Origin of the sequence: Streptomyces sp. NPDC020898 (assembly GCF_044333925.1) — a bacterium.
In the GTDB taxonomy this organism is placed as follows: Bacteria; Actinomycetota; Actinomycetes; order Streptomycetales; family Streptomycetaceae; genus Streptomyces.
On record NZ_JBIRRV010000022.1, the window covers coordinates 19,591 to 39,001 of the forward strand.

General features: G+C 70.0%; 17 protein-coding genes and 1 pseudogene. 13 read left to right on the forward strand and 5 right to left on the reverse strand.

Annotation, left to right across the window (positions count from 1 at the left end):
- The first annotated feature begins 102 nt into the window (after positions 1 to 102).
- The 4 genes and pseudogenes from ACH4TV_RS41455 (at position 103) to ACH4TV_RS41470 (ending at position 4,443) form a co-directional block, all read left to right on the forward strand.
- A complete protein-coding gene (locus ACH4TV_RS41455; protein ID WP_398406549.1) occupies positions 103 to 1,632 on the forward strand; it encodes an aldehyde dehydrogenase (NADP(+)) in 1,530 nt (509 codons plus the stop codon).
- 107 nt (positions 1,633 to 1,739) lie between these two features.
- Positions 1,740 to 2,348, forward strand: a complete 609-nt coding sequence (locus ACH4TV_RS41460) for a DUF1349 domain-containing protein (protein ID WP_398406550.1) — start codon at positions 1,740 to 1,742, stop codon at positions 2,346 to 2,348.
- 201 nt (positions 2,349 to 2,549) lie between these two features.
- Entirely contained in the window at positions 2,550 to 3,281 is a 732-nt protein-coding gene (locus ACH4TV_RS41465) for a DsbA family oxidoreductase (RefSeq protein WP_398406551.1), read from the forward strand.
- 66 nt (positions 3,282 to 3,347) lie between these two features.
- Positions 3,348 to 4,443: pseudogene (locus ACH4TV_RS41470) on the forward strand (aminotransferase class V-fold PLP-dependent enzyme).
- Positions 4,444 to 4,594: 151 nt separating this feature from the next.
- Here the strand turns inward: ACH4TV_RS41470 and thpD are convergent.
- The 5 genes from thpD to ACH4TV_RS41495 all read right to left on the reverse strand — a co-directional run bounded on the left by thpD (position 4,595) and on the right by ACH4TV_RS41495 (position 9,196).
- Positions 4,595 to 5,491 carry an ectoine hydroxylase gene (thpD, locus tag ACH4TV_RS41475; protein ID WP_398406552.1) on the reverse strand — a complete coding sequence of 299 codons (897 nt, stop codon included), beginning with the start codon at positions 5,489 to 5,491 and terminating at the stop codon, positions 4,595 to 4,597.
- 5 nt (positions 5,492 to 5,496) lie between these two features.
- Positions 5,497 to 5,925: an ectoine synthase gene (locus tag ACH4TV_RS41480; protein ID WP_398406554.1), complete on the reverse strand. Its 429-nt coding sequence runs from the start codon at positions 5,923 to 5,925 to the stop codon at positions 5,497 to 5,499.
- A 19-nt stretch (positions 5,926 to 5,944) separates the two neighbouring features.
- Positions 5,945 to 7,234 (reverse strand): diaminobutyrate--2-oxoglutarate transaminase, encoded by a 1,290-nt coding sequence (ectB, locus tag ACH4TV_RS41485; protein ID WP_398406555.1) that lies wholly within the window; start codon positions 7,232 to 7,234, stop codon positions 5,945 to 5,947.
- Positions 7,235 to 7,264: 30 nt separating this feature from the next.
- Positions 7,265 to 7,798 (reverse strand): diaminobutyrate acetyltransferase, encoded by a 534-nt coding sequence (gene ectA / locus ACH4TV_RS41490; protein WP_398406556.1) that lies wholly within the window; start codon positions 7,796 to 7,798, stop codon positions 7,265 to 7,267.
- A gap of 297 nt (positions 7,799 to 8,095) precedes the next feature.
- Positions 8,096 to 9,196: a pyridoxal-phosphate-dependent aminotransferase family protein gene (locus tag ACH4TV_RS41495; RefSeq protein WP_398406557.1), complete on the reverse strand. Its 1,101-nt coding sequence runs from the start codon at positions 9,194 to 9,196 to the stop codon at positions 8,096 to 8,098.
- 448 nt (positions 9,197 to 9,644) lie between these two features.
- Here ACH4TV_RS41495 and ACH4TV_RS41500 point away from each other — a divergent pair, with 448 nt between their 5' ends.
- The 9 genes from ACH4TV_RS41500 (at position 9,645) to ACH4TV_RS41540 (ending at position 19,395) form a co-directional block, all read left to right on the forward strand.
- Positions 9,645 to 10,499 (forward strand): transporter substrate-binding domain-containing protein, encoded by an 855-nt coding sequence (locus ACH4TV_RS41500; protein ID WP_398406558.1) that lies wholly within the window; start codon positions 9,645 to 9,647, stop codon positions 10,497 to 10,499.
- Positions 10,496 to 11,332 (forward strand): amino acid ABC transporter permease, encoded by an 837-nt coding sequence (locus ACH4TV_RS41505; RefSeq protein WP_398406559.1) that lies wholly within the window; start codon positions 10,496 to 10,498, stop codon positions 11,330 to 11,332. The genes ACH4TV_RS41500 and ACH4TV_RS41505 overlap by 4 nt, the downstream gene beginning before the upstream one ends.
- Positions 11,329 to 12,147, forward strand: coding sequence for an amino acid ABC transporter ATP-binding protein (locus ACH4TV_RS41510; RefSeq protein WP_398406560.1), 819 nt, complete (start codon positions 11,329 to 11,331; stop codon positions 12,145 to 12,147). The genes ACH4TV_RS41505 and ACH4TV_RS41510 overlap by 4 nt, the downstream gene beginning before the upstream one ends.
- 10 nt (positions 12,148 to 12,157) lie before the next feature.
- Positions 12,158 to 13,252: an amidohydrolase family protein gene (locus ACH4TV_RS41515; protein WP_398406561.1), complete on the forward strand. Its 1,095-nt coding sequence runs from the start codon at positions 12,158 to 12,160 to the stop codon at positions 13,250 to 13,252.
- A gap of 446 nt (positions 13,253 to 13,698) precedes the next feature.
- On the forward strand, positions 13,699 to 14,613 hold the full coding sequence (locus tag ACH4TV_RS41520) for an SCO1860 family LAETG-anchored protein (RefSeq protein ID WP_398406562.1): 915 nt from the start codon (positions 13,699 to 13,701) through the stop codon (positions 14,611 to 14,613).
- A 200-nt stretch (positions 14,614 to 14,813) separates the two neighbouring features.
- On the forward strand, positions 14,814 to 15,695 hold the full coding sequence (locus ACH4TV_RS41525) for an ABC transporter permease (protein ID WP_398406563.1): 882 nt from the start codon (positions 14,814 to 14,816) through the stop codon (positions 15,693 to 15,695).
- 35 nt (positions 15,696 to 15,730) lie between these two features.
- Positions 15,731 to 16,591 (forward strand): carbohydrate ABC transporter permease, encoded by an 861-nt coding sequence (locus tag ACH4TV_RS41530; RefSeq protein ID WP_398406639.1) that lies wholly within the window; start codon positions 15,731 to 15,733, stop codon positions 16,589 to 16,591.
- A gap of 57 nt (positions 16,592 to 16,648) precedes the next feature.
- Complete coding sequence (locus ACH4TV_RS41535) at positions 16,649 to 18,301, forward strand: sugar ABC transporter substrate-binding protein (RefSeq protein ID WP_398406565.1); 1,653 nt, start codon at positions 16,649 to 16,651, stop codon at positions 18,299 to 18,301.
- Positions 18,302 to 18,342: 41 nt separating this feature from the next.
- Positions 18,343 to 19,395 carry a LacI family DNA-binding transcriptional regulator gene (locus ACH4TV_RS41540; RefSeq protein WP_398406640.1) on the forward strand — a complete coding sequence of 351 codons (1,053 nt, stop codon included), beginning with the start codon at positions 18,343 to 18,345 and terminating at the stop codon, positions 19,393 to 19,395.
- Positions 19,396 to 19,411 lie beyond the last annotated feature (16 nt).

Sequence of the window (19,411 nt, forward strand, 5' to 3'; positions counted from 1 at the left end):
CAGAGACAGCGTTCAGCATATCGAACGCCCTGGTGGATGACACAAGAACTGCGCATTTCAAGCGGCAGCACAAACTCGCAACACAATCTGGAGGGACCCCCGGTGGCAGCAGCACCAGTCTGGAGTGTCGACCCCCGTACCGGGAAGCAGCGGGAGCAGGTCGCTGTCGAGGCCACGGCCCAGGAGGTGGACGCCGCCGTCCGCGCGGCGCACGCCGCCCGCCCCGCCCTTGCCGACCGCACGGTCCGCGCGGCCTTCCTGCGCAGCGCCGCCGAGCACCTCGAAGCGGCCAAGGAGCAGCTCGTCGAGGCCGGCGACGCGGAGACCGCGCTCGGCCCGGTCCGCCTCACCGGCGAACTCGCCCGCACCTGCTACCAGCTGCGGGCCTTCGCGGACATCGTCGACGAGGGCGAGTTCCTCGGCGTCGTCATCAACCACCCCGACGACACCGCGACCCCGCCGATCCCGGACCTGCGCCGCTACAAGGTCCCGCTGGGCGTCGTCGCCGTCTACTCGGCCTCCAACTTCCCCTTCGCCTTCTCCGTGGCCGGTGGCGACACCGCGAGCGCGCTCGCGGCGGGCTGCCCGGTGGTCGTCAAGGCGCACCCGGACCACCCGGGCCTGTCCGAGCTGGTCGCGGCCGTCCTGCGCCGGGCCGCGGCCCCGCACGGCATCCCCGAGGGCGTCGTCGGCCTGGTCCACGGCTTCGAGGCGGGCGTGGAGCTCGTCAAGCACCCGCTGGTCTCGGCGGCCGGCTTCACCGGTTCCGTACGAGGCGGCCGTGCCCTCTTCGACGCGGCGGCGGCCCGGCCGGTGCCGATCCCGTTCCACGGTGAGCTGGGCTCGCTGAACCCCGTGGTGATCACGGAGGCGGCCGCAGTCGAGCGTGCCGAGGCCATCGGCACGGGGCTCGCGGGCTCCATGACACTGGGCGTCGGTCAGTTCTGCGTGAAGCCGGGCCTGGTGCTGGCGCCGGCCGGCGCGGCGGGCGACCGCATGCTGAAGTCCCTGACGGACGCGGTCAGCGACACCGCCTCCGGTGTTCTCCTGGACCACCGGATGCGCGACAACTTCGTCGCCGGGGTCGCCGAGCGCGGCGAGCTGCCCGAGGTCGAGTCCCCGGTGACGCCGGGTGCGGGCGGCGAGCACACGGTCAGCGCGGGGTTCCTCACGGTGGCGGCCGAGAAGCTGGTGTCGGAGGGGTCGTACGACCTGCTCCTGGAGGAGTGCTTCGGGCCGGTCACCGTCGTGGCCCGCTACGAGGACGACGCCGAGGCGACGGCCGTTCTCTCGCGGCTGCCCGGGAACCTGACGGCCACGGTCCACCTCTCGGCCGAGGAGGCCGCGGGCGAGGGACGCGGGGCGGAGATCCTGGCCGAGCTGACGCCGCTTGCCGGGCGTGTGCTCGTGAACGCGTGGCCGACCGGTGTCGCTGTGGCCGCGGCCCAGCATCACGGGGGGCCGTACCCGGCCACCACGTCGACGTCGACTTCCGTCGGCGGTACGGCTGTTGAGCGGTGGCTGCGGCCGGTTGCCTACCAGAACACGCCTGCCGCGCTGCTGCCGGTCGAGCTGCGGGACGAGAACGTGCTGGGGTTGCCGCGTCGATTCAACGGTCAGCTGGAGCGCTAGCGGCTTTGGGGTGCGGTGGATTTCGCGGCTGCTTGCCCGTTGTGGCTTGTCGCGCAGTTCCCCGCGCCCCTATCGGGGCGCCCGTCTGGGCCTGCGATAATCAGGCAATGGACCTGGAATTTGCCCAACTGCCCTTTCCCCTGCGTACTTATGGGCCCGACGGACACTGGTCCTTCGAGGACGGGGTGCTCACCGGGTGGGCCGGGCCCCGGCAGGACCGGTTCGTGTCGCCCACCGGGGAGGCGCTGGATCCCGCGTCCGACGCGCCGCGTCTGCTCGGCGCACCCCATGGCGACTTCCAGCTGATCGCCCGTGTCACCGTCGGGTTCGCGGGGGCCTTCGACGCCGGGGTGCTCTACATCCATGTCGGCGAGCGGGCGTGGGCCAAGCTCTGCCTGGAGAACTCCCCGGACGTACCCACCGTCTGCACAGTGGTCACCCGGGGACACTCCGACGACGCCAACTCCTTCACCGTGGACGGCAGTTCGGTCTGGCTCCGGATCAGCCGCACCGGCCGGGCCTTCGCCTTCCACGCCTCGCGCGACGGCGAGAAGTGGACCTTCATCCGCCTGTTCACCCTCGGTGACGAGAAGGAGACGGACGCGGCCCTGATCGGCTTCATGACCCAGTCGCCGATGGGGGAGGGGTGTGTGGTGACGTACGACCACATCGAGTTCCGCCCGGACTGGCCGAAGGACCTGCGGGACGGCAGCTGAGCGCTGCGCTGGGCTTGAGCCGGGCGCCGTCGGGGGCGGCGGGTCAGGTTGTCGGGCGGGTGCGGGTCTGTGGGGGCTGGTCGCGCAGTTCCCCGCGCCCCTGAGTGGGCACAGGCGCCCGGGAATGATCCGCACTGCTTGAACGTTCATCCACTCAGCGGAGGGTGTCTCCGTACCCGTACGACCTGGAGAGCCGAAGACATGCGCGTCGAGATCTGGAGCGACATCGCCTGCCCCTGGTGCTATGTCGGCAAGGCCCGATTCGAGAAGGCGCTCGACGCCTTCCCGCACCGTGACGGCGTCGAGGTGGTGCACCGGTCCTTCGAGCTGGACCCGGGGCTCGCCAAGGGCGACATCCAGCCCGTCCTCACGATGCTCTCCAAGAAGTACGGCATGAGCGAGGCGCAGGCGCAGGCCGGCGAGGAGAACCTGGGGGCGCAGGCCGCCGCCGAGGGGCTCGCGTACCGCACCCGGGACCGTGACAACGGCAACACCTTCGACATGCACCGGCTGCTCCACCTCGCGAAGGACAAGGGGCGCCAGGACGAGCTGATCCAGCTCTTCTACCGGGCGAACTTCGCCGAGGAGCAGTCCGTCTTCGGCAACGACGAGCGGCTCGTGGAGCTCGCGGTCTCCGCCGGTCTCGACGCGGACGAGGTACGAGGCGTACTCGCCGACCCGGACGCGTACGCCGACGCCGTGCGCGCCGACGAGCGCGAGGCCGCCGAACTGGGCGCCAACGGTGTGCCGTTCTTCGTCCTCGACCGCAAGTTCGGCGTCTCCGGCGCCCAGCCCGTCGAGGCCTTCGCCCAGGCGCTCACCCAGGCGTGGGGGGAGCGGCCCGCGCCCCTCAAGGTCGTCCAGTCGGAGGCAGGCGCGGGCGCCGAGGTCTGCGGGCCCGACGGTTGCGCCGTACCCCAGCAGTCCCAGTAGGCCAGAAAACCGCAGCTCAGGGGCTATGCATAAGCATCCCTTTGCGGTGCCGTGCAGAATTCGGCAATGGACGAGGGGATCAACGGGCCGCACAGTTGTCCCTATGGAGACCTCCGAGAACCTCCGCAACCTCGTCCGTGCCGAGTTCGCTCCGAAGAACACCTATCTGAACACTGCGAGCACCGGGCTCCTCCCTGCCCGCGCGGTGACCGCCATGCGCGACGCCGTGCAGTCGGTGGCCGACGGTCAGGCGCAGGACATGTTCGCCGACGTGGAGGCGTCGCGGTCCGCCTTCGCGCGGCTCGTCGGGGTGTCCGACCGCAGGGTCGCCGCCGGGGCCTCGGTCGCCGTCTACAGCGCGCTGATCGCCGCCTCGCTGCCCGCCGGCGCCGAAGTCCTCACCGCCGAGGACGACTTCACCTCCGTCCTCAACCCGTTCCACGTACGCGGGGACCTGAAGGTACGGACCGTGCCGCTGGAGCGGATCCCCGAGTCCGTCCGGCCGGGCACCGCCCTCGTCGCCGTCAGCGCCGCCCAGTCCGCCGACGGACGCATCGTCGACCTGCCCGCGCTCCGCGAGGCCGCCCGTGAGCACGGCGCCCGTACGTACGTCGACGCCTCCCAGGCCACCGGCTGGCTGCCGGTCGACGCGGACGCCTACGACTACGTCTCCTCCGTCGCCTTCAAGTGGCTCGTCTGCCCGCGGGGCGTGGCCTTCCTCGTCGTACCCGAGGACATGGGCGGTCTGACGCCGGTGTTCGCGGGCTGGGTCGCGGGCGAGGTGCCCTGGGACAGCTGTTACGGCCCGGTGCGTGAACTCGCCCACTCAGCGCGGCGGTTCGACGAGAGCCCGAGCCTGTTCTCCTACGCCGGCGCCCGCCACTCCCTCGCCCTGATCGAGGAGTTGGGCGTCGACACCGTACGCGCCCACGACCTCGCGCTCGCCGACCGGTTCCGCGCCGGGCTGGACCGACTGGGCCACCAGCCCGTCCCCGCCCCCGGCTCGGCCATCGTGTCCGTACCGAAACTCGGGCACCGGCAGGCCGAGTTGAGCCGCGCCGGGGTCGAGGTCTCCGACCGGGCCGGAAATCTGCGCGCGGCCTTCCACCTCTACAACACGCCCTCGGACGTCGACCGGCTCCTGGACGTCCTGTCCGGCTGAACCGACGGCCGGTACACGGCGCAGGGCGGCCCGGTGAACGGGCCGCCCTGCGGCCGGAGAAGAGCTACTTCACCGGAGTGAAATCCCTGGCCTCAATGCTGTGTCCGATTGCGGCTTCGCCGCGGGTCGGCTCCGCCGACCGGAAGAGACCTCACTTCACCGGAGTGAAATCCCTCGCCCCGATGAACTCAGGCCGGCGCACCGGTGCCGCGAACGGTTCCACCGCCTGGTTCTCCACGCTGTTGAACACGATGAAGACGTTGCTGCGCGGGAACGGTGTGATGTTGTCACCGGACCCGTGCATGCAGTTGCAGTCGAACCAGGTCGCCGAACCCGCCCTGCCCGTGAACAACTTGATGCCGTACTCGCCGGCCAGAGAGGTCAGCGCCTCGTCGGACGGGGTGCCGGCGTCCTGCATCTGGAGCGACTTCTTGTAGTTGTCCTCGGGCGTGGCCCCCGCGCAGCCGAGGAACGTCCGGTGCGAGCCCGGCATGATCATCAGGCCGCCGTTGGTGTCGAGGTTCTCGGTCAGCGCGATCGAGACGGACACCGTGCGCATGTTGGGCAGACCGTCCTCGGCGTGCCAGGTCTCGAAGTCGGAGTGCCAGTAGAAGCCGCCGGCCCCGAAACCCGGCTTGACGTTGATCCGCGACTGGTGGACGTACACGTCGGAGCCGAGGAGCTGCCGGGCCCGCCCGACGACCCGCTCGTCCCGGACGAGCCGCGCGAACACCTCGCTGATCCGGTGCACCTCGAAGACCGACCGGATCTCCTTCGACTTCGGCTCGATGATCGACCGCTCGTCGGCCCGGATCGCGGGATCGGCGATCAGCCGTTCCAACTCGGCCCGGTAGAGCGCGACATCGTCGTCATCGAGGAGCCGGTCGATCGCCCGGAAGCCGTCCCGCTCGTACGCCATGACCTCGGCGGTGGAGAACGGCCCGGGCGTACCGGGCGCGCCCCAGACGACCGGGTCCTGGCGCGGGGCGGACACCTCGGTGGCGCCACGGGTGGGGTACAGGTCGGTGAGCGTGGATGTGGGTGACATGGGTGTCAGACCTCCTCGTGGTCGAAGCCGGGGTCGGGGTCGGGTTCCGTCAGCAGGGGATAGACGCCGTTCTCGTCGTGGTCCTCGCGGCCGGTCACGGGCGGGTTGAAGACGCACAGGCAGCGGAAGTCCTCCTTGATCCGCATCGTGTGCCGCTCGTGCCCGTCGAGGAGGTACATGGTGCCGGGGGTGATCGTGTACGTCCGCCCGGTCTCGTCGTCGGTCAGCAGGGCCTCGCCCTCGACGCACACGACGGCCTCGACATGGTTCGCGTACCACATCGACGTCTTCGTGCCCGCGTACAGAACGGTCTCGTGGAGCGAGAAGCCGACCCGCTCCTTGGCGAGGACGATGCGTTTGCTCTCCCAGGTGCCGGACGCCGACCTCACATGCCGGTCGGTGCCTTCGATGTCCTTGAACGAACGGACGATCACGTGTTCAACAACCCCTTTCTCAGACGGTTTCTGCGGTTTCTGTGGTTTCGCGTACGGCCCGGGCCACGACGCGCAGGCCCTCGTCCAGTTCCTCGGGTGTGATGGTGAGCGCCGGCAGCAGCTTCACGACCTCGCCCTCGGGGCCGGACGTCTCGATGAGCAGCCCGAGTTCGAAGGCGCGCTTCGCGACCCGCCCCGCGCGCCCCTTCTCGTGGAACTCCATGCCCCAGACCAGCCCCCGGCCCCGGTACTCCTTCACGTCGGCCAGGTTCTCCTCGGCGATCGAGATCAGCGCCTCCTCGATCTGCTCACCCCGGGCACGCGTCTGCTTCTCCATGGCGGAGCCGTCGGACCAGTACGTCTCCAGCGCCGCCGCGGCCGTCACGAACGCCGGGTTGTTGCCGCGGAACGTGCCGTTGTGCTCGCCCGGCTCCCAGATGTCCAGCTCGGGCCTGAACAGGCAGAGGGACATGGGGAGTCCGTACCCGCTGATGGACTTGGACACGGTGACGATGTCGGGCACGATGCCCGCCTCCTCGAAGGAGAAGAAGGCGCCGGTGCGCCCGCAGCCCATCTGGATGTCGTCGACGATCAGCAGCATGTCCTGGCGCTCGCACAGGTCGGCCAGCGCCCGCAGCCACTCCGGGCGCGCCACATTGATGCCGCCCTCGCCCTGCACGGTCTCCACGATCACGGCGGCCGGCTTGTTGAGACCGGAGCCCTGGTCCTCCAACAGCCGCTCGAACCACAGGAAGTCGGGGACCGTACCGTCGAAGTAGTTGTCGAAGGGCATCGGCGTGCCGTGCACCAGCGGAATCCCGGCGCCGGCCCGCTTGAAGGCGTTGCCGGTCACGGCCAGCGATCCCAGCGACATTCCGTGGAAGGCGTTGGTGAAGGACACGATGGCCTCCCGCCCCTTCACCTTCCGCGCCAACTTCAGTGCCGCCTCAACGGCGTTGGTGCCCGTCGGCCCCGGGAACATGACCTTGTACGGCAGTTCGCGGGGTCGCAGCACCAACTCCTGGAAGGACTCCAGGAAGGCGCGCTTGGCGGTGGTCGACATGTCGAGCCCGTGCGTGACGCCGTCCCGCTCCAGATAGTCGATCAACGCCCGTTTGAGTACGGGGTTGTTGTGGCCGTAGTTGAGTGATCCGGCGCCGGCGAAGAAGTCGAGGTAGACATGGCCGTCCTCGTCGTACATCCGGCTGCCCTGTGCCCGGTCGAACACGGCGGGCCAGCTGCGGCAGTAGCTGCGCACCTCCGACTCGACGGTCTCGAAGACGCTCAGGTCGGGCTGGGTGATGGTCATGGCGGTGAACTCCTTGAAGTGGGGGGTGAGTCAGCCGGAGAGGTCGGTGAGGGGGCCGATGCGGTACAGGACCTCGGGGTCGTGCGCGCCCTCCTGGCCGACGGAGTCCTTCGGGAACAGGCCCGCGTCGAACAGCACTTCGCGCTCGACGGTGGCACCGTGGCGCTGTGCGAACGAGGTGAACAGCCGCTCCGAGGCGGTGTTGCCCGGCGTGATGGTGGTCTCGACGGCGGTGATCCCCTGCTCGGCGGCGACCCGCCGGGCCAGTCCGTCGAGCATCGCGGCGGCGAGCCCGCGCCCCTGGTGGCCGGCGTCGACGGCCACCTGCCAGACGAGCAGGGTGTGCGGGCGGTCCGGCCGGACGTACCCGGTGACGAAGCCGACCGGTCCGCCCTCGGCGTCCCGGGCGACGACCGAGGTGGCGGCGAAGTCCCGGCACCAGAGCAGATAGCTGTACGACGAGTTGAGGTCGAGAACTTTCGAGTCCCTGGCGATCCGCCACAGCGCGGCCCCGTCGGCCACATCCGGGCGGTCTATTTGCAGGTCTGTCAGTACGGCACTCATGCAAATTGAACTTACCGAGAGAAAATCAAAAATGCATCGCCGGTCGGGGTTACGTATGAGGGGGCGATGTGTTATCCAGCAGGCATGGAAATGCCCGCTTTGCGCGGTAAATAACCAGACAAAGTGGGCGGGTTGTTGGGTGCGTCACAATCATGTAATTCACTTGATTTGTTCGCGAAATCTTTGCGTTTAGGTCGCCGAAAAGCGGGCAGAAGAATACGGGGAGCTGCCCTGGATTTCCTGGATTTACTTGTCGATTTTCAACGCGCATTCACGGTGTGTATTCGCGGGGTGGATTCACAGAGAATTCGCGACGGCCCGCCGGGCCCCGGCCACGTCCACCACGAGCCCCCGCTCCGCCAGCGCCGCCCCCAGCGCGACCAGGCTCCCGAGCACCGCCTCGCGCGTCGCGTCGGCCCCGTAGTGGTTGACCCGGATCATCTCCTTGGCCAGCGCGCCCCCGCCCGCCGCCAGCGGCAGCGCCGGATCGGCGGCCAGCGCGCTCGCCACCAGCTCCGACGCGACGACCCCGGAGGGGGTCCGCAGCGTCGTGGCGACCGGCGCCGCGTCCTCGGCCTCGTACACATACGGCTCCAGGCCGCCGCCCAGCGCGAGCGCCCCCGCCCGGGTGGCCGCCGCCGCGGTGGTGTGCCGGGCGATCACCGCATCCAGCCCCGCCGCGTCGATCCGCTCGACGCACGCCTCCAGCGCGAGCATCTCCAGCTGGGCGGGAGCGTGCAGGAGGGCGCGTCGGCCGCCGTCGATCCAGCGCTCCTTCCAGTCGAGGAGCGAGAGGTACGACCGTCGGGGAGCCCCCGGGTTCGCCGCCATCCGCGCCCACGCCCGCTCGCTCACCGACACCGCCGACACCCCGGCCGGCCCGCCCATCGCCTTCTGCGCCCCGATCACACACAGGTCCACGCCCCACGCGTCCGGCAGCACCGGCTCGGCGCCGACCGAGGCGACGGCGTCGAGGTAGAAGAGGGCGCCGTGTTCCCGTACGGCCTCGCCGATCTCCGCGACCGGGTTGGTGTTGCCGGTGGCGGCCTCCGCGTGCACCAGGGAGACGAAGTCGATCTCCGGGTGCTCGGCGAACGCCTCCCGGATCTGCGCGGCCGTGACCGCCGTGTGGAAAGGCACGGTGAGGTCGACGACCGTGGCACCGCAGTCCCGCAGCCAGTCGCCGAAGGTCTGCCCGTAGGGGCCCGTGACGACATTGAGGGCCGTCGTACCGGGGCCGGCGGTCGCCCGGATGGCGCCTTCCAGGGGCAGCAGCGCCTCGCCCTGCATGATCACGACGTCCTGCTCGGTGCCGAGCAGCCGCGCCACGCGGTCCTCGATCGACGCGAAGCGCGCGGCGGTCAGTGGCGCCAGGTCCAGGAAGGGGTGCGTGGTCACGGTGGTGCTCTCTTCGATTCGCGGGGTAGGTAAGTCGAGTCGAGACTAACCGGAGAGCTTCCTGACCCTAGGCCCTGTCGTCAAACTCCCGCCTGCCCTGCGACGCCATGCACGCTCCCCCACTGCCTTAAGGGCGTGGGAGGGGCCCCCACTCGCCGCACCGGACACAGACCCACGTACAACCAGTACGAGGGCCTGCGCCCGGCACGCCGAGAGCACGCTCCCCCACTCTCGGCTTCGCTCGAGCGGGAGGTGCCCCCACGCCGCCGCAGGGCCCGCCCTTCGGGCGGACGACGGGAATGTGACGACAGGGCCTAGGACTGGCGGGATGCGAGACCCAGCAGCCTCGGAACCACAGGCCACGCTGCCCCGCGACCATGGGAATGGTTTGAGAAAGCCAAACGTCTCCTTATCATCAGAACTCACAGTCCCCCCACAGGAGGTCCCCGTGAACACGGTCCCCGGACGACGGTCCCGCATCCTTGCCGCCACCACCGCGACGGCCGGGCTCCTGCTCGTGGCCGGCTGCTCCTCGGACGACGACGGCGGCAGCGCCGCGAAGACCGCCGCCGGCGGCGTGGAGGTCGTCAAGGCGGGGCAACTCACCGTCTGCACCCACCTGCCCTACCCGCCCTTCCAGTCGGAGATCGACGGCAAGGTGCAGGGCTTCGACGTGTCGCTCGTCGACCTGGTCGCGGGCGATCTCGGCGTGAAGCAGGAGATCCTCGACACGCCCTTCGAGAACTTCAAGACGGGCGCCTTCCTCAACGCCGGTCAGTGCGACCTCGGCGCGGCCGGCATGACCATCACCGAGGAACGCAAGAAGAACGTCGACTTCTCCGACCCCTACTTCGACGCGACGCAGGCCGTCCTCGTCGACAAGAAGAGCGGCATCGCCTCCGCCGCCGACCTCAAGGGCAAGAAGGTCGGCGCCCAGGCACAGACGACCGGCGAGGACTACGCCAAGGGCAAGGACCTCGACCCGGTCTCCTTCGAGTCCTCCGACGCCGTCCTCAACGGCCTGCGCACCGGCCAGGTCGATGCCGTGATCATCGACTATCCGGTCGTCCAGGGCTGGCTCAAGGACAAGGCCAACGCCGACGCCTTCACGGTGGCGGACAACCTCAACACCGGTGAGCAGTACGGCTTCACGGTGAAGAAGGGCAACACCAAGCTCCTCGCCGCCCTCAACAAGGCGATCACGGACGCGAAGGCCGACGGCACGTACAAGAAGCTGTACGAGCAGTGGATCGGCCCGTACGACGAGTCCGCGGCGTCGGCGTCGGCGTCCCCCGCCTCATGACGGACACCGCGGACAAGCAGGTCCAGCCCCGTAAACAGGGGTTGAGTCGCCGTCAGAAGCGGGCGCTGTCCCGTGGCGTCCAGTACGCGGTGTTCGTCGCGGCGGTGGTCGCCTTCGCGGTATCGGCCGACTGGGGCCGTCTGAGGAACCAGTTCGCGCAGGCGGACCTGGCCGAGCAGATGTTCCCGGACATCATCACGCTGGCGCTCAAGAACACCGTCCTCTACACCCTGTCCGGCTTCGTCTTCGGCCTGGTCCTCGGCATGGTGATCGCCCTGATGCGGCTGTCACCGGTGGGCCCATACCGCTGGCTCGCCGGCATCTACATCGAGATCTTCCGCGGCCTGCCGGCGCTGCTGATCTTCATCTTCGTAGGTGTGGCGGTCCCGTTGGCGTTCCCCGGCACGGAGATCCCGGGCGGCACCTACGGCAAGGTGGCGCTGGCACTCGGTCTGGTCTCGGCCGCGTACATGGCGGAGACGATCCGCGCGGGCATCCAGGCGGTGCCCAAGGGGCAGATGGAGGCGGCCCGTTCACTGGGTTTCTCGCACACCTGGGCCATGGTCTCGATCATCATTCCGCAGGCGTTCCGCATCGTGATCCCGCCGCTCACCAACGAGTTGGTGCTCCTCTTCAAGGACTCCTCGCTGGTGCTGTTCCTCGGTGTCACCCTGGAGGAACGCGAACTGGCCAAGTACGGCCGCGACTTGGCGAGCCAGACCGCCAACTCCACCCCGATCCTGGTGGCGGGCCTGTGCTATCTGCTGGTGACGGTGCCGCTGGGCCTCGTCGTACGACGGCTGGAGACGAAGGCGGGGGAGGCCACGAGATGAGCGACGGCACCGAGAACACCACGAGCGTCCCGGAGATCCACGTACGGGACCTGTACAAGTCGTTCGGCGACAACGAGGTGCTGCGCGGCATCGACCTGGAGATCGGGCAGGGCGAGGTCGTGTGCGTGATCGGCCCGTCCGGCTCGGGCAAGTCGACCCTGCTGCGCTGCGTGAACCTGCTGGAGGAGCCGACGAAGGGCCAGGTCTTCGTCGGCGGTACGGAGGTCACGCACCCGGACGTCGACATCGACGCGGTCCGCCGCCGTATCGGCATGGTCTTCCAGCAGTTCAACCTCTTCCCGCATCTGACGGTGACGGAGAACCTGACACTGCCGCAACGCCGTGTCCTGAAGCGGGACAAGGCGGAGGCGGCGAAGGTGGCCGCCCACAACCTGGAGCGGGTGGGCCTGTCGGAGAAGGCGACCGCCTACCCCTCCTCCCTCTCCGGCGGCCAGCAGCAACGCGTGGCGATCGCACGGGCGTTGGCGATGGGTCCCGAGGTGATGCTGTTCGACGAGCCGACGTCGGCACTCGACCCCGAGCTGGTGGGCGACGTCCTGGCGGTCATGCGCAGGCTGGCGAACGAGGGCATGACGATGATGGTCGTCACCCACGAGATGACGTTCGCCCGCGAGGTCGCCGACCGGGTCGTCTTCATGGACGGCGGAGTGATCGTCGAGGACGGCCCCCCGGACCGGGTCATCACCAACCCGAGCCACGAACGCACCCGCCACTTCCTCTCCCGGCTGCTGGACCCGGCGATGGCCGAGGTGGAGGAGGAGACCTCGGACCAGGTGGGCGGCCCGGCTGACTAAGGTGCGGTGCATGAGCGATCAGGCGGCGGTGCTGCATGTGAAGGGGCGGGTGCTGGTCGGCCCGGAGGAGACCCGGGACGAGCTGTGGGTGGTCGGCGGCAGGATCTCGTACGACCGGCCGTCCGGCGCCCGTGACATCCGCACGGTGGAGGGCTGGGCGCTGCCCGGCCTGGTCGACGCGCACTGCCATGTGGGGCTGGGCCCGCACGGCCCGGTGCCCGAGGTCACGGCGGAGAAGCAGGCACTGACGGACAGGGACGCCGGGGCCCTCCTCATCCGCGACGCGGGCTCACCGTCGGACACCCACTGGACCGACGCCCGCGAGGATCTCCCGAAGATCATCAGGGCGGGCCGGCACATCGCCCGTACCCGCCGCTACATCCGGGGCTACGCGCACGAGATCGAGCCGGACGACCTGGTCTCGTACGTCGCCCAGGAGGCCCGGCGCGGCGACGGCTGGGTGAAGCTGGTGGGGGACTGGCTGGACCGGGGCACCGGTGACCTGTCCGCCTGCTGGCCGCGCGAAGCGGTGGAAGCGGCGATCACGGAAGCCCACCGCCTGGGCGTCCGCGTCACGGCCCACTGCTTCGCGGAGGACTCCCTGCGGGACCTGGTCGAGGCGGGCATCGACTGCGTCGAGCACGCGACGGGCCTGACGGACGACACGATCCCCTTGTTCGCGTCGCGCGGCGTGGCCATCGTCCCGACGCTGGTCAACATCGCGACGTTCCCGACCCTGGCGGAGGCCGGCGACGCGAAGTTCCCGGCGTGGTCGTCCCACATGCGCCGCCTGCACGCCCGCCGCTACGACACGGTGCGTTCGGCGTACGACGCGGGGATCCCGGTGTACGTCGGCACGGACGCCGGCGGCACGCTGCCCCACGGCTTGGTCGCGGCGGAGGTCGCGGAGCTGGTCACGGCGGGTATCCCGGCGGTCGCGGCGCTGTCGGCGACGACGTGGGGTGCGCGGGAGTGGCTGGGGCGGCCCGGGCTGGAGGAGGGGGCTGCGGCGGACCTGGTGGTGTACGAACGGGACCCGCGTACGGACGTACGCGTGCTGGGGGCCCCGGTTCGGGTGGTGCTGAACGGGCGGGTGGCGGCCTGAGGTTCGCTGGAAGAACGGCCGCGTCACCCGGGTAGGGAAGAGGTGGCGCCGCGGTCGCGGTCGTGGGTGATGCGGGGCGGCTCAGAGTCGCCGTCGTCCCGGTCGTCCTTGTCGTCGGCGAGTTCACGGGCGGGCCGCGCCTTCCCCGGGGTCCGTGGTGTCGGGTTCGGAGGCGGCCGCGGTCCAGCCCCGTCAGTGCGGGCCGGGGTCGCGGGAGCGGTGCCGATGATCAACGCCGTGGCCACGGTGCCGACGAGGACGGCGCGCAGCAGGCTCCTCCATGACCTGCCACATGTGTGCGCGAGTTCCGGACTGTGAACGATTGCTCGAAAGTCTGCACGTATGCGCCACGATGGGGCGAACTCCCATGGGATCGCCGTCGAACGAGCGGTGGTGCGACATCCTTTCGAGGTCCCGAATCTGTTCTCTCTGGGGGTCCCACCACCTTGAACGGCACCAACTTCCGCATGCCCGCACGCCGTCTCGCCACCGTCGCGGCGGCCACGGCCCTGGCCGCCGGTCCCGCGGCCCTGACCGGCGCGGCCTCCGCCCACGCGACCCCCGACCCTGGGCGCGCGAGCGCCGCCGTCCTGCGCGCCGGACTCGACGTCTCGCTGCTCAACAAGACCGTGAACGTCCCGCTCGCGGTCTCCCTCAACGAGGTCCAGGCGCCGAGCAGTGCCCAGAAGACCACGCTGACCGCCCAGTTGGACGGGGTCGACGGAGGGGAGCCCTTCAGTCTGCTGCGCGCCGACGTCGCGGACGCGAAGGCCACGGTCACCGCGGAGAAGGCCGAGGCCCACACCCGCCTCGCCCACGCCCGGCTGCATGTCCCCGGCCTGCCGCTGCTCGCCCTGGTCGAACTCGGCACGGTCACCTCCAAGGCGACCTGTGAGGCCGGAAAGACCCCGGTCGCCACCTCGAACCTGCTCGGCGCGGTGACGGTCCTCGGCAAGAAGGTCGCGCTCACCGCCGACGGTCCGACGGAGGTGAAGGTGCCCGGCGTGGGCGAGGTCCGACTCGACCTCTCGAAGGCGGAGACGACTACGCGTACGGCGGCCGCGACGGCCCTTGAACTCAAGGTCTCCGTCAACCCGTTGAACCTGAACGTCGCCGAGGTGACCGGCACCCTGACCCTGGCGAAGGCGACCTGCGAGGCACCCCCGGCGCCGGCGGAGGCCCCCGCGGCGCCGGACGGTACGGCTCCGGACGCCGACGTGAAACCGCAGGGCGCCCCCGCCGAAGCGGGGCTGGCGCAGACCGGCGGCAACTCGATGACGCCGTACCTCGCCGGTGGTGCGATCGCCCTGGTAGTTGCAGGTGGGGGAGCGGTGGCGCTGGCGCGCCGCGGCCGCGGCTGACCGGCCGGGCAGGTTCGGCAGTCAACAGGCTTCTGTGTCAGGCCTGTTGACTGCCGAATGAAAACGTTTTAACTTCCCCTCACTCTGACATCGAGATTCGAGGGGGACCCGTGGTCACCGTCCTACGGGAACGCGCAGGTACAGAGGAGGTAGACACACCTCGCCGTCGAACCGGCGGTGAGCGCCCGCGACGAAAACGTTTGCAGAGTCGCGGCCTCATTCTGCTCCTGTTACCCGGCCTCGCCTACTTCCTGGTGTTCCACTACGGCGCCCTGGCCGGCAACGTCATCGCCTTCAAGGAGTACGTCCCCTTCGACGGACTCTGGGGCAGTCCCTGGGTCGGCCTCGGCAACTTCCAGCGCATGTTCGAGGACGGCGCCTTCTGGGACGCGGTGCTCAACACCGTCTGGATCGCCGTCCTGCAACTGGTCTTCTACTTCCCGGTGCCGCTCGCCCTCGCCCTGCTCCTGCACAGCCTCACCTGGAGCACGGTGCGCCGGTTCGTGCAGTCGGTGGCGTATCTGCCGCACTTCATCTCGTGGGTGATCGTCGTCGCCCTCTTCCAGCAACTGCTCGGCGACACCGGACTGCTCAACTCCTCGCTGGACGGCATGGGACTGAGCACCGTCGACATCATCGGCAACCCCGACGCCTTCAAACCGCTCACCGTCGCCCAGGTCATCTGGAAGGACGCCGGCTGGGGCACGATCATCTTCCTCGCCGCGCTTTCCCAGGTCGACGAGCAGCAGTACGAGGCCGCCGCGATCGACGGCGCCGGGCCCTGGCGGCGCTTCTGGCACGTCACGCTGCCCGCCATCCGCCCGGTGATCGTGCTGCTGCTGATCATGCGGCTCGGCGAGATCCTCTCCGTCGGCTTCGAGCAGATGCTGCTCCAGCGCGACGCGGTCGGCCCGGAGGCCGCCGAGATCATCGACACCTTCGTCTACTACCAGGGCATCGTCGGCGGCGACTACGGATTCGCCGCCGCCGCGGGCCTGTTCAAGGGCGTCATCGGCGCCCTCCTCGTCTACGCCGCCAACAAGGTCGCCCACCGCCTCGGCGAACAGGGGGTCTACAAGTGAGTGCCCGCACCCGGACCGCTGTCCGGCCCGGCTGGATGGAGAAGCCGAAGCCGCTCACCCAGGCCGCGAAAGCCCTCGCGCTCGTCGCCGTCGTTCTTCTGGTCTGCGTGCCGTTCCTCGTCATCGTGTCGACCTCGCTGGCCTCCACCGACGAGGTCGTCGACAACGGCGGCTGGGTGCTGTGGCCGACCGAACCGTCGCTCGACGCCTACCGTGACATCCTCGACGGCGGCATCGTCACCCACGCCCTCGGGGTCAGCGCCGGCGTCACGATCATCGGCACCCTGCTCAGCCTCGCCTGCACGGTGACCCTCGCCTACGCCCTGTCCCGCCCCGGGGTCTTCGGCGGCAGGCCGGTGCTGCTCCTCATCCTGTTCACGTTCCTCTTCCCACCCGGCATGATCCCGAGCTTCCTGCTGGTCAAGGAGCTGGGCCTGCTGGACAGTTACGCCTCACTGGTTCTGCCCGTCCTGGTCAACGTCTTCAATCTCGTCGTCCTGCGCGGCTTCTTCCAGGGCATCCCCGAGGAGCTGTACGAGGCCGCACGGCTCGACGGGGCGGGGGACTGGCGGGTGCTGTTCTCGGTCGTCCTCCCCCTGTCCAAGGCGGCGCTCGCCGTGGTCGGCCTGTTCTACGCGGTGGCGTACTGGAACTCCTGGTTCTACGCCTCCCTCTACCTGGAGAGCGACCACTGGCCCCTCCAACAGGTGTTGCGCACCTACGTGGTGGCCGGTTCCGGACTCACCGACGCGACGACCGGCGAGGGCACGATCAGCGCCCCGCAGACCGTGCAGATGGCGGTGCTGGTGATCGCCACCGTGCCGATCCTGCTCGTCTACCCCTTCCTGCAGAAGTACTTCACCAAGGGCGTGCTCACCGGCGCCATCAAAAGTTGACACATCATCAAAAGCTGATACGTCATCAAGAGCCGCATGTAGAAAGGTGACCTGCCCATGTCCAGCATGTCCCGACGCACGCTCCTGCGCTCCGTGGCGGTGGGCGGCGCAGCACTCTCCGCCCCCGCCCTGCTGTCCGCCTGTTCCACCAGCTCGGGCGACAGCGACGTCTCCAACGCGGGCAAGAAGCTGGCCCCGTGGCCCGCCTACCGCCCCACCGCCAAGGCGCCCAAGCCCGACCTGGCGCCCACGGAGGCCGGTGTCCAGGCCGGGTACACCGCCTACCCCGCCGACCTGACGCAGTCCGTGGCCCGCACCCCGGGCGACGGCTCCACCGTCAAGGTCATGACGGTGTCCTTCGGCGTACCGCCGAAGCCGGCCTCCGCCAACCAGTTCTGGGCGGCCGTCGAGAAGGCCCTCGGCGTGAAGATCGAGTACACGATCGTCTCCCAGGCCGACTACCAGAAGAAGATGGCCACGGTCATGGCCGGCGACGCCGACGGCCTGCCCGACATCATCAACATGTTCTCCGGGTTCGTGCTGCCCCGCGAGGGCCAGTTCGTGCAGCGCCGCGCCGAGGACCTCACACCGTTCCTGTCCGGCGAGGCGATCGCCGACTACCCGAACCTCGCCAACATCCCCACCCACGCCTGGCGCGACATGGGCCGCATCGGCGGCCGTATCCACGGCATCCCGCTGGAGCGCCCGCTGCCCGGCTCCACGCTCTGGATCAACCAGGGCGCGTTCACCGACGCGGGCATGAAGGAAGGCTGGACCTCCGACGACTTCGCCGCCGTCGCGAAGCAGGCCACCAGCGGCAGAACGTACGCCCTCGGCGCCGCGCAGGGCTCCGGGTTCTGCAACGGCTTCCACTCCGCCGCCCACAACGCGCCCCAGGGCTGGGCCGTCTCCAAGGACGGCGCATTCCTGCCGGGCTACGCCGACGAACGCTACAAGGCGTCCATCGCCTTCCGGGCCCAGTTGCGCAAGGAGGGCTCCTTCTACCCGGAGTCGACGTCCGTCTCCCAGATCGACCTGACCACCCTCTACTACAACGGCACTGTCGGCTCCATGCAGGACGGCTTCGGCGCGTACCTGCCCAAGTACCGGGAGGCCCCGGACGGGATGACACCGGCCGCCGCGCTGCCGTACAGCGTGGGCGGCACGTCCGGCGGCATCGTCGCCGCCCGCCGCTCCTTCGGCTACACCGTGCTGAAGAAGGCGAAGAAGGAGCGCATCCAGCTCCTCCTGCGCATCCTCGACTACCTCGCCGCCCCCTTCGGCAGCAAGGAGTGGGAGCTCGTCCACTACGGCGTCGAGGGCACCCACTTCACCCGCGGCAAGGACGGTTCGCCCCAGCCGACCGAGCTCGGCGATGTCGAGAACAACACCAACCTGCCGCTGAAGTACCTCGCCGAGGGCCCGCAGGTGCTGTTCGTGCCGGGCATGCCCGACGCCGTACGGGCCCTGCACGCCTGGCAGCAGAAGGTGGTGCCGCACGCCGTCCGCAACGCCTCCTTCGGTCTGCAGTCCACCACGAACAACGCCAAGGGCGCGACGCTGCAGACGCTGCTCGACGACGCCGTCACCGGGATCGTCGCGGGACGGATCCCGCTGTCGGAGTGGGACGCGACGGTGAAGAAGTGGCGGGCCGGGGGCGGCGACAGAATGGCCGAGGAGTTCGCGAAGGACTACGCGGCCAACACGTGACGGCTGCCGGTGGAAGAGGAGCGCGGGGGATGGGGAACGACATGGGATCCAAGCGGCGGGTCACGATCAGGGAGGTCGCGCAGCGCGCGGGCGTGTCGATGGCCACCGCCTCCCGCGCGCTCAGCGGCAACCACCCGGTGCCCCCCGCGACCCGGGCCCGCGTCCTGCGCGCCGCCCGCGACCTCGACTACGTCGCCAACGCGCACGCCCGCGCCCTGGTCGGCGGTGGCCGCAAGATGGCCGCGGTCGTCGTCCGCCAGGTGACCAGCCCGTTCTACGCCCAGGTCGCCGAGGGCGTCGAAGCCGAGGCCGCCGACCGCGGCTGGCTGTGCGTGGTCGGCGCGACCGGCGGGGACCCGCAGCGCGAGATGGAGTTCGTGCAGCTCATGCGGGAGGAAGGGGCCAGGCTGGTGATCCTGGTCGGCGGGGTCGTCGAGGACGACGCCTACCGCGAGCGGGTCGCCCACTACGCCCAGGCGCTGGACGCCACCGGTGCCCGGCTCGTGCTGTGCGGCAGGCCCGCCCCGGATCGCGACATCCCCGCGCTGGTGGTCGAGTTCGACAACGAGGCGGGCGCGCGGGCCGTCACCGGGCACCTGCTGTCAGCCGGCCACCGCAGGATCGTCTTCCTCGGCGGGCTGCCCGGCAACACCGCCCTCGACGCCCGCGTCACCGGCTACCGGGCCGCGCTCGCCGAACACGGACTGCCGCCGAGCGCCGCGCACGTCGTCGACTGCGGCCTGGGCCGTGCGGCCGGGCTCCAGGCAATGACCGAACTCCTCAAGGAGGAACGGGAGTTCACGGCGGTTTTCGCCGGGGACGACATGGTCGCCGCCGGAGCTCTCCGTGCCATCGCCGACGCGGGCCTGAGCGTCCCCGACGACATCTCCGTCGTCGGCTACAACGACATCCCCCTCGCCGAGGACTTCAACCCGCCGCTCACCACCGTCCGCACTCCCGCCGAGGAACTCGGCCGCGCCGCCGTCCGCATCGCCCTGCGCGACCCCGACCACGCCGCCGGCAGCCACCACCTGCTCGGCACCCACATCGTCGTACGCCGCAGCGTGGGCCCGCCCCCGGCCACCGCCGGCTGAGAGGGCCTGCCGCCCC